The organism is Actinomyces dentalis DSM 19115, assembly GCF_000429225.1.
GTDB lineage: Bacteria > Actinomycetota > Actinomycetes > Actinomycetales > Actinomycetaceae > Actinomyces > Actinomyces dentalis.
The window spans coordinates 1-6,779 of sequence record NZ_AUBL01000078.1; the positions used below are offsets into that span (position 1 = coordinate 1).

The following is a 6,779-nucleotide window of genomic DNA, read 5'->3' on the forward strand; positions in this document are numbered from 1 at the left end:
GCCTTCCACCGGGCGGCCCTGGCGGCGGGCGGCACCGACAACGGGGGACCGGGGGAGCGGGCGCACTACCACCCCGGCTACTACGCCGCCTTCGTCCGCGACCCCGACGGGCACAACCTCGAGGCCGTCTTCCACGGCGCCGGCGTCGGGGAGTAGACCCGGCGGGCGCCGCGGGGCGTCGGGGCTCCCGCCCCTGCGGTCCTGCGACCGCCGGCGGGCGGGAGCCCCGACGGTTCCGCGCTGCCCGGGCCGGGCTCAGCGGGCGGCACTGCGGCGCAGTTCGACGATCGAGGCGGCGAGCACGATCACCGGGCAGACGCCCATGAGAAGGCCGCCCCACCACACCTCCTGGCGGACGGGGCTCTCGAACAGCAGGACGATCCAGTTGTTCAGGAAGACGGACAGGGCCAGTCCGGCCAGGACGATATTCACGATGGCGGCGCCGATCCTCCTCCTGCCGGGCTCAGTGGCCACGAGCGCCAGCGCGGCCAGAGCCCCGATGATCGCCAGGAGGAACTCCACCCCTGCCGTCGCGTAGACGATGTCGATGTAGAAGTCGACGTTGTCGTGCGACGACCGGGACATGTACACGGGCGACTCCACAGTGTGGATGAACCGGGCGAGTATCGCGGCTAGCCCCCAGACGATCAGGGCGATTGCGGTGGGCGCGGACGGGTGCGAGGAGTCCGAGCCTCCGGAGCCCGTGTTCGGGGAGCCCTTCAAGTTGTACAGGTCGTCGATATCGATGTCGTCGGGATCCGACTCGTGCGTGCGGTGGGACATTCCCACAATGTAACCGGCCGGTGCGCGCGGAACGCGGGTCGTCCGGCCCGCCCGGCCGCCGTCGCCCCGACAGGCCGGCCGCCCGGCCGCCCGGCCGCCGTCGCCCCGTCGCCCGGCCGCCGTCGTCCGTCGTACCACCGGGCCCCGCCGGCCCGCCGTCGCCCCGACAGGCCGTCCGCCGTCGTCCTCCGCCCCCCGCCCGAGCAGTGTGAGCAGAACCTCCCGGCCGGACGGGGCCGGAGCGGGCCGCGATCAGCCCGCGCCCAGACTCCGATGCCACCATGCCCCGCATGTCTGCTATCACCGCACTCGATGAGACCACCTGGGCCGAGGCCACCTGGCCGCTCGGCACCCACCTGCGGGCCGACGGCGTCACCTTCGCCGTCTACGCCCCCGCCGCCACCCGCGTCCAGCTGGAGATCTACCCCGAGGCCCTGGGCGCCACCGCCTCGGCCGCCTTCCTGCCCGCCCGCGGCGCCGACGGCATATGGCGCGCCCGACTGGGCGGACTGGAGTCCGGAGCCCTCGTCGGCTTCCGCGTCTGGGGCCCCAACTGGCCCTACGACGAGGCCTGGACCCCCGGCTCCGACGCCGGCTTCATCGCCGACCTCGACGAGCAGGGCAACCGGTTCAACCCCAACAAGGTCCTCTTCGACCCCTACTCCCGTGAGATCACCCACAACGTCTACACCGACGCCCTGGGCCGCCTCGGCGTCGACGACGGGGTCCTGGGCACCGGCGGCGAGCTCGTCGACGGCGCGCCCCGCCGTCGGATCGACACCGCCCCCTACGCCCCCAAAGGCATTGTCGTCGCCGAGAGCGCCGCGCCCGACGGCAAGCCGCAGCTGCCGCCCGAGCAGGCCATCATCTACGAGGCCGGCGTCACCCAGCTCACCGGCCACCCCTCCGCGGCCCGCCTGGCCGACCTGCTGGCCGGCGAGCCCGGCTTCGAGGGCGTGACCGACATCCCCGCCCAGTACCAGGGCACCTACAAGGGCGCGGGGCTCCTGGCCCCCTACCTCAAGGCCGCCGGCGTCACCACCATCGAGCTCCTGCCCGTCCACGAGACCAACGCCTCCGAGACCGGCCGGGCTGGCGCCACCAACGCCTGGGGCTACATGACCCTGTCGTTCTTCGCCCCCAACCGCCGGTACGCCGCCGACAAGAGCTGGGGCGGGCCCACCCGCGAGTTCAAGGAGATGGTCCGCGCCTTCCACGACGCCGGCATGGAGGTCTACCTCGACGTCGTCTACAACCACACCGCCGAGGGCGGCAACTGGAACGGCGACGTGAACACCACCGGCTTCACGTCCCTGGGCGGCTTCGCCACCGCCGAGTACTACCAGATGACCCGCGACAAGATCCTCGTCGACGGCGCCACGGGAACCTCCAACCAGATCAACTACTCCTCGCCCATGGCCCGCTGGCTGGTGCTGGACTCCCTGCACTACTGGAGCCACGACATGGGGGTCGACGGCTTCCGCTTCGACCTGGCCACCGTGCTGGGCCGCAGCCCCCGCGACGCCGAGCCCGACGACTGGGGCGCCCAGAAGCGCTTCTTCAACGAGCACCCGCTGCTCACGGGCATCGCCTCCCTGGCCGAGAAGGAGAACCTCGAGGTCATCGCCGAGGCCTGGGACCTGTGGGGCTACGAGGTGGGCAACTTCCCCCGCGGCTGGGGCGAGTGGAACGGCCGCTACCGCGACGCCGTGCGCCGCTTCACCAAGGGCGACGGCAACACCACCGACTTCCTCGACATGGTCAACGGCGACTACCACCACTTCGAGGACAACGGCGGCCCCCAGAAGTCGATCAACTTCATCGTCGCCCACGACGGCTTCAACCTGGCCGACCTCGTCAGCTACCAGACGAAGAACAACGACCAGCCCTACCCCTTCGGCCCCTCCGACGGCGGCAGCGACGACAACATGTCGTGGGACTCCGGGGGCGATCCGGCCCTGCGGCGCCAGCGGCTGCGCAACCTGTGGGCGATCCTCATGCTCTCGCGCGGCGTGCCCATGGTGGTGGCCGGCGACGAGTTCGGCCGCACCCAGAACGGCAACAACAACCCGTGGGCGCTGGACTCGCCGGCCATGCGCAACAACTACGCGATGATCGCCACCAGCGCCCCCCAGCGCGTCGCCGTCGAGGACGGCACGGGCGCCGCCTACCACGACAACCTGGGCGTGTTCGACAGCCGCGACGAGCGGGTGAACCCGCTGTTCCGCTTCGCCACCTTCCTCATGCGGCTGCGCCACCGCCACCCCGCGCTGTGCCGGGCCGCCTGGGGCGACCTGGAGGCCGGGGGCGAGGACGTCTCCTACCTGTTCCGCACGCCCGACGGCGACGGCTCCCCCCGCGAGGGCGACCGGGCGCTCGCGGTGCACATCGATGCGCCCGACGACGGCTTCTGGGTCATGATCAATATGAGCCCGGACCCGGTCGACTTCCGGGTGCCCGCGGCCGGCGGGGGCGACGTGTGGCGGCGCCTGGTCGACACCGCCGTGGGGTCGGAGAAGGACGACAACTGCTGGCCCGAGGGCGAGGGCGAGATCGTCGCCGACGGCGTCGCGGTGCAGCCGTGGTCGGTCGTCGTGTGGCACAGGAGCCCGAGCCCGCGGCCCGGCGCCGCGCGCTGAGCGGCGGTAGCGCCGCACCCGAGTCCCGCGCCGCGCGCTGAACGCCGGTAGCGCAGGCAGTGCCGGGCCCCTTCTCCGCTTCCGCGGCGAGGGGGCCCGGCACCCGCGTTCGAATGGGAATCGAATGATGGGTCCGCCCCGTGGGAATTCCGATTGATTCCGGAGGGCGCATTCTCCTCCCGAAGGGTCTGCGGGAGTCGCCGGATCTTCTTCCGGGCGCGAATACGGACGTCTCGTCGCCAGGGCGGAATACCGTCATCACCGACGACGCGATGTTCGCGCTCATTGACGGCGGCCGCCGGTGACGGCTCCGCTCCGGCCCGCGAACCTATTGATGTGGGCGCACAGGAAGAGCGCCGCGAACAGATGGAGGCCGGCGAGCGCGTAGAACGGGTTGCTGTCCGTGGAACCGGCATCGAAGGCCGCCCCCGCGATGGTGGAGATGGCCCCGGCCACCGCCGCCATCGCGACGCCGAAGACGGCCACGCCGATATCCCCCAGTGAGCCCCACAGCATGAGGCACGCGAACAGCCCGGCCATGGAGGTGAGCGCGCCCGTCGACAGGGCCGGCAGACACAGGAAGTCGGAAAAGCCCGCGGGATGCTTCGAGATCTCGGACCAGTCCCCGGCGAGCAGATGGCCGGTGGAGATCAGGGCGCACAGCCAGCAGACGGCGGCGCACGCCAGCCGGCCCACTGGGGCGCGACGCCCGACCGGAGCCGCGGCCGCGGACCCGTGCCCCGATTCCCGCGGGGCGCGGCCGGTGCGGGCGGAGGACTCGTCGGGAGAGCCGGTCGGGACCGCCGTTCGCGGGGCGGGGCCGCCGTCGGGGGCGCCGGGTGCACCGCCCTTACGGTCGTCAGGGGCATGGCCTTCGCGGTCGTCAGGGGCTTCGTCGCTCATGAAGGTAGGGTCGCAGACGGCGCGGCCTCAGTCCAGCAGCGCGAGCAGGTCCCTCAGGCTCGCGACGACCAGTGCGCCGGGGGCGTCGTCGGGCAGGGTGACCGAGGTGCCCGGACGCACCAGCAGCGACGCCGCCATCCCGGCGGCGCGCGCGGCCATCACGTCGATGGGCCGGTCCCCCACGCACAGCACCTCGGCGGGGTCCAGCCCGTGGCGCTCGGCCAGGAGGAGGTTCATGGCGGGGCTCGGCTTGCGCGCGATCCCGTCGGGGGCGCAGACCATGTCGTCCACCGTGAGGTCGAGGGCCCGCAGCAGGTCCGTGGCGCTGGCCCGGTCGCGGTGGGTGGCCACGAGGTTGAGGCCGCCGAGCCCGCTCACCCGCGCCATCACCTCGCGGGCCCCGTCCATGACGGGGGCGGGGCGGTGGCGCCAGCGCTCCTTGAGCCCGGCGTAGGCCTCCTCGAAGACCCGCGGTGCGAGGTCGTGCTCGACGGCGAGGGTGGCGATGGCGTGGGCGATCGAACGGCGGGTCAGGGAGGTCACGTGCCTGACGTGCTCGGGCTCGGCGTCCCCGAAGGCCGCTTCGCACAGGACGCGGTCGACCTCGGGGTAGGTGTTGACGAGAGTACCGCCCATGTCCCAGATGATGTGACGCATGGCTCCATTGTCGCCGGAAATCCTCCGTCTCACCGGCCGTTGGGCCCCTTGATCCGGTGGCCCAGGATCCCCGCTCGACGTTGATCCTTGTCTCGACGCCCCCGTACACTTCCCCGCGTGGAGGACCTGCGGATCGACGCCTCGCGCCTGGCCGAGTTGTGCCGGCGCTACGGCATCGCGCGCCTGGAGGTCTTCGGGTCCGTCGCCCGGGGGGAGCAGCGCCCGGACAGCGATGTGGACCTGCTGTACACGCTGGAGGGTGGGCGCGCGCTCGGCTGGGAGGTCGAGGACCTCGTCGAGTCTCTGACGGAGGTCTTCCACAGGCCCGTCGACCTGGTCTCGCGGCGCTCGCTCCATCCCATGATTCGCGACCGGGTCATGGCGGAGGCCGAGCCGCTCTATGCGGCGGCCTGAGTACCTGTACCTCCATGAGATGCGCGACGCCGTCGTGCGGATCATCGACATCGTCGGAACGTCGAGTCGCGCCGAGATCGAACAGGATCGCAACAGGGCCGACGCCCTCATGTGGAACTACACAGTTCTCGGCGAAGCCGCCGCCGGACTGCCTCAGGAATTCCGGGATCGGCATGCCGACATCGCCTGGCGCCGTCCCATTGGTCTGCGTAACCGGATCGTTCACGGCTACTGGTCCACTGACATGGAGATTCTGGTTGTGACCGCTGTGGACGATCTGCCTGATCTTCTGGCCCGGTTGAACGGAATTCTGTCGGCCCTGGACCCGGGGGGCCAGTGAGGCTCACCGGGAAGGTTGTTCAGCGGGCTCATGGCGGTGCTCTCCTGTGCGGACCGCTTGTGCGCGGTTGGATCACGGCGGTCCGATCGTCGTTCTCGGGCGCGAAGTGCACGTCTCGGCGTCCGGGGCGGGTCGGCGCCCGCCGCCGCGGTCCGCGAGATCGCCGGGTAGCCGCCGAGCACGTCACTTAACCCGCGAGCACGTCCCTCTGGCAGACGTGCTCGCGGGTTAAGTGGCGATCTCGCGGGTTAAGTGACGTGCTCGCGGGTTAAGTGACGTGCTCGCGGGTTAAGTGACGATCTCGCGAGCCGGGACGCGTCACGACATGCGAGACGCCGTCCCACCATGCGAGATGCGCTATCGAGGCGGAGCGGGGGCGGGGGCGCCGGAACATCTCCCGCCGCCGCCCGGCCCGTGGCCCACTCCCGGGGCCCGCGGCGGCGTTTGTCCGAATGGTCAAGTCTCTTGGTGTGGTGTTCTTTCGGTCAGGTGGTGATGGGGGGCAGGGCGGGGCGGCCGCCGGTGCTGGCGCCGGTGCTGTTGTCGGCCTGGAGCATGTCGGTCAGGCGCTGCAGGGAGGTCTGGGAGAGGTAGCGGCGTTCGCCGTACTGCCACTCCTCGTTGCTCTGACAGGACGGATCCGATCAGGCGGGTGACGGAGTCGCTGTCGGGGAAGACCTGGACCACGTCTGCTCGGCGCTTGATCTCGCGGTTGAGGCGCTCGATGGGGTTGTTGGACCAGATCTTGGTCCAGTGCTCCCGGGGGAAGGCGGCGAACGCGGTCAGGTCCGGCTCGGCGTCCATCAACATCCGGGCGATCTCGGGGAACGCGTCCCTCAAGGCGTCGATGACGTGCTGGTACTGGGCCACCACCGCCTCCCTGCTGGTCTGGGCGAAGATCGTGGAGACCAGGGCGTTGACCGGCTTGGATCGGGCCGAGCCCAGCCTGGAGGTGATGTTGCGGGCGAAGTGGACGCGGCAGCGCTGCCAGGACGCCCCGGGAAGGATCGCCCTGACCGCGGCCCTGATGCCGGCGTGCGCGT

Annotated in this window: 7 protein-coding genes and 1 pseudogene; 4 read left to right on the forward strand and 4 right to left on the reverse strand. The window is 71.3% G+C overall.

The features are described from left to right. On the forward strand, positions 1–156 hold a 156-nt coding region (locus G446_RS21155; RefSeq protein ID WP_034470669.1), incomplete at its 5' end, for a VOC family protein. Positions 157–255: 99 nt separating this feature from the next. On the opposite strand, the gene G446_RS0113005 is transcribed toward G446_RS21155, so the two are convergent. Further along, the gene (locus G446_RS0113005) at positions 256–783 is read right to left on the reverse strand and encodes a hypothetical protein (protein ID WP_026410462.1); all 528 of its coding nucleotides are present in this window, start codon (positions 781–783) and stop codon (positions 256–258) included. A 290-nt stretch (positions 784–1,073) separates the two neighbouring features. Here G446_RS0113005 and G446_RS17995 point away from each other — a divergent pair, with 290 nt between their 5' ends. Then, positions 1,074–3,422: a glycogen debranching protein gene (locus G446_RS17995; protein ID WP_051286008.1), complete on the forward strand. Its 2,349-nt coding sequence runs from the start codon at positions 1,074–1,076 to the stop codon at positions 3,420–3,422. A gap of 282 nt (positions 3,423–3,704) precedes the next feature. On the opposite strand, the gene G446_RS0113015 is transcribed toward G446_RS17995, so the two are convergent. Both G446_RS0113015 and G446_RS0113020 read right to left on the reverse strand, forming a co-directional pair. Continuing rightward, positions 3,705–4,325 (reverse strand): hypothetical protein, encoded by a 621-nt coding sequence (locus tag G446_RS0113015; protein WP_156916679.1) that lies wholly within the window; start codon positions 4,323–4,325, stop codon positions 3,705–3,707. Between the two features lie 27 nt (positions 4,326–4,352). Continuing rightward, positions 4,353–4,982, reverse strand: coding sequence for an HAD family hydrolase (locus tag G446_RS0113020; protein ID WP_026410464.1), 630 nt, complete (start codon positions 4,980–4,982; stop codon positions 4,353–4,355). 117 nt (positions 4,983–5,099) lie between these two features. On the opposite strand from G446_RS0113020, the gene G446_RS0113025 reads away from it, so the two are divergent. After that, on the forward strand, positions 5,100–5,396 hold the full coding sequence (locus G446_RS0113025) for a nucleotidyltransferase family protein (protein ID WP_034470673.1): 297 nt from the start codon (positions 5,100–5,102) through the stop codon (positions 5,394–5,396). A 19-nt stretch (positions 5,397–5,415) separates the two neighbouring features. Continuing rightward, complete coding sequence (locus tag G446_RS0113030) at positions 5,416–5,736, forward strand: HepT-like ribonuclease domain-containing protein (protein WP_211228308.1); 321 nt, start codon at positions 5,416–5,418, stop codon at positions 5,734–5,736. A 485-nt stretch (positions 5,737–6,221) separates the two neighbouring features. Here the strand turns inward: G446_RS0113030 and G446_RS19545 are convergent. Then, positions 6,222–6,779: pseudogene (locus tag G446_RS19545) on the reverse strand (transposase); the annotation flags it as partial.

Excerpts from the sequence above, each read along its gene's own strand:
- G446_RS0113020 (WP_026410464.1), bottom strand. The coding sequence starts at position 4,982 with ATGCGTCACATCATCTGGGACATGGGCGGTACTCTCGTCAACACCTAC.
- G446_RS0113005 (WP_026410462.1), bottom strand. The coding sequence starts at position 783 with ATGTCCCACCGCACGCACGAGTCGGATCCCGACGACATCGATATCGAC.
- G446_RS0113030 (WP_211228308.1), top strand. The coding sequence starts at position 5,416 with ATGCGCGACGCCGTCGTGCGGATCATCGACATCGTCGGAACGTCGAGT.
- G446_RS17995 (WP_051286008.1), top strand. The coding sequence starts at position 1,074 with ATGTCTGCTATCACCGCACTCGATGAGACCACCTGGGCCGAGGCCACC.
- G446_RS0113015 (WP_156916679.1), bottom strand. The coding sequence starts at position 4,325 with ATGAGCGACGAAGCCCCTGACGACCGCGAAGGCCATGCCCCTGACGAC.